3 protein-coding genes are annotated in these 2681 nt (G+C 71.9%); all 3 read right to left on the reverse strand.

Annotation, left to right across the window (positions count from 1 at the left end; translation table 11 throughout):
• The coding region (locus ACNFOC_RS53030; RefSeq protein ID WP_416966115.1) for a polyamine aminopropyltransferase at positions 1-1480 on the reverse strand (1480 nt) is incomplete at its 3' end.
• Positions 1481-1572: 92 nt separating this feature from the next.
• On the reverse strand, positions 1573-2109 hold the full coding sequence (locus ACNFOC_RS53035) for a DUF2617 family protein (RefSeq protein WP_416966116.1): 537 nt from the start codon (positions 2107-2109) through the stop codon (positions 1573-1575).
• A gap of 378 nt (positions 2110-2487) precedes the next feature.
• Positions 2488-2643, reverse strand: a complete 156-nt coding sequence (locus tag ACNFOC_RS53040) for a hypothetical protein (protein ID WP_416966117.1) — start codon at positions 2641-2643, stop codon at positions 2488-2490.
• Positions 2644-2681 lie beyond the last annotated feature (38 nt).

A 2681-nucleotide genomic window follows, 5' to 3' on the forward strand; every position in this document is an offset into this window, starting at 1 on the left:
GCACGAACCCCCAGTCCCGCGGAGCCCGAGCCGCTCCGGTCGTCCGGTCGGGCCCCGCCGCGAACCCCGACGCCCGCCCGCCGACGCGGTAGGGAACAGGATGGAAGCCACCCGCGCGGACCGTGGCGACCACCGTCCAGAAGACATGGCGCCGGGAGGAGACCGGCCCGGCGTGCACGACCAGCCGCCCCCGGTCCGTGAGCGCGCGGCGGGCGAGGCCGTAGAACTCCTGGGAGTACAGCTTCGTGCTGGCGGTGATGCCGGGGTCGGGGAGATCCGCGATGACCACGTCGTACGACCCCGGGCGGACCCCGCGCAGCAGGTCGAAGGCGTCGCCCGTGGTCACGTGGACGCGCGGGTCGTCGTAGACATGACCGTTCAAACCGGACAGAGCAGGATCGTGGCGGGCCAGCCGGACGACGCCCGCGTCGCGTTCGACGATGTCGACGCGGCGCACGCCCCGGTGGCGCAGCACCTCGCGGGCGGCGAGACCGTCGCCGCCGCCGAGGACGAGCACGCGCGCGTGGGGGCCGTTCATCGCGGGGGCGACGAGTGCCTCGTGGTAGCGGTTCTCGTCGCGTCCGCTGACCCGCAGGCGGCCGTCGAGGAAGAGGTCCAGGGGACGGCCGTGGTCGCCGCCGGTGAGGACGACCTCCTGGACGTCGGTCTGGAGCGCGACGCGGACGTCCTTGCCGTAGACCGCGTGCCGCGCGGCCCGTTCGAAGTCGTCGACCAGTACGGCGGCGGAGGCGAGCAGGCCGAGGACGGTGAGGTTGGCGATGACCAGGAGCCAGCGGCCCCGGCGGGTCAGGTCGCGGCGGAACAGACCCAGGACCAGCGAGCCGCCGGCGACCACGTTGACCGTGCCGGTGAGCAGGGTGCCGGTCAGCTGGCCCAGGAACGGCAGCAGCAGGAAGGGGAACGCCAGCCCGCCGACCAGCGCACCGACGTAGTCCGCCGCGAACAGATCGGCGACCGCACCCCCCGCGTCCTGACGGCGGATCCGCTGGATCAACTCCATCAGCAGCGGAACCTCCGCGCCGATCAGCAGACCGATGGCCAGGGAGAACGCGACCAGGAGACAGCGCGGGCCCTGCGCCCACAGCCCGCCCCAGTTCCCGGTCCAGGCGAAGACCGCGTACAACGCCATCGCGCTGCACCCGCCGATCAGCGCGAGGGCCGCCTCGACCGCGCCGAAACCGGCCGCCGCGTGCCAGCGCAGGCGTTTCGCGGCGAGCGAGCCGATGCCCATCGCGAACACCATGACGGACAGGACGACGGACGCCTGGGTGACCGAGTCGCCGATCAGGTACGAGGCGAGGGCGACGAGTTCGAGTTCGTACACGAGTCCGCAGGCCGCGCAGACGAAGACGCACGCGAGCACCAGGAACCGGCCCGTGCCCGGCCGTACGGGCAGCCGCGCGGGGCCTGCCCACGGTGGCTGGGTACCCGGCCGGGCCGGCGCGTGCGGTTCGATCACGCTGCGACGTTACGTCACATGACGGGCACGCTTCGTCACCCACACGTGTGGAATGTGTTTACAACGGCCGGGGTCGGTGCCGGCCGCACAACTCATACAGGGGAGGGCACGCCATGCCCCACCGGCACCCGCACCCCCACCCGCGTCCGTGTCGCCACCAGCTGCCCGTCCTGCGGATAGGCGTGCCAGGTGCGCCAGTGCACGTGGCCCTCGTGCCGCTGGGCGAGCATCGCGGTGAAGGCGTGCGGGCTGCCGGGGAAGACCCCGGCCAGGCCGTTGGGATGGTCGGCGACGAGGGCCAGCAGTTCCTGGGCGCGGCCCGCGAACTGCCCCGGGGACAGCACCTCGACCCGGGCCGCGAACTCGTACTCCCAGTCGCCGAACCGCTTGGCCACCCCGAGCGGCAGCGGCGTGCTGGAACCCGGGATGCACGCGACCGTCTCCGAACAGCTGCCCCGCTCCTCGTCCAGGAGTACCTGGTGGGACGCGCCGAGCAGTCTCAACTGGAGCTTCGCACCGGCCAGTTCGAGATCGAGCGTGGCCAGGGCGGGAAGCGGCTCGCGCCCCAGGGTCCAGGCGAGGTCGGCCGCGCGCGTATCGGTGTAGGAGGTCTTCAGGGTCGTGAGCATGGATCGGCTCCGCTAGCACGCAAAGAAAGGGGAGGTAAGGGGAGGTGTGGGGGTCCGGCACACCCCGGCCGACACCGGGACAACGGCCCGGTCAGCCCAGTGAGGAGAAGGTGTTTGCAGGCGCCCGAGGGGTTGCGTTGGGGCTGCGTTGGTGATTTAGAGGGAATCATGAGCGGTGGCGCCACCACAGCGTTTTTACCCAACTTCGTGGGGTTTCCATCCCTCAGGGGGCTGCACAGCTCAACTGTTCAACCTGGGCGTACGCCCAGGCGTGTCAGGCGCGCGCCGGAGCGCCCGCCGGGAGCGGTCTCCCGACGGGCGCTCCGACCCCCCGTCCGATACCTTTCGATACCTTTCGCGGCGCTCAGCTGCCCCGTGTCAGCTGTCACCGCGTCCGGACCGTCCGGTCACCGCGTCCGGGTCAACTGCCCCCGCCGCAGCCGCCCTGACCGCGGAGGACCTGTGCGCGGCGCTCGCCGCCCAACTCCCGTCCGGGAAGGTGGTGTTCAGGACGGCGAAGGAGGGCGAGACCACCTCCCCCTTCTCCTTCGCCCGCTCCTACGGGATGGACA

It is taken from the genome of Streptomyces colwelliae (genome assembly GCF_048158785.1).
Lineage (GTDB): Bacteria > Actinomycetota > Actinomycetes > Streptomycetales > Streptomycetaceae > Streptomyces.

Coding starts and splice junctions, on each gene's coding strand:
- ACNFOC_RS53035 (WP_416966116.1), bottom strand. CDS start 2,109: ATGCTCACGACCCTGAAGACCTCCTACACCGATACGCGCGCGGCCGAC.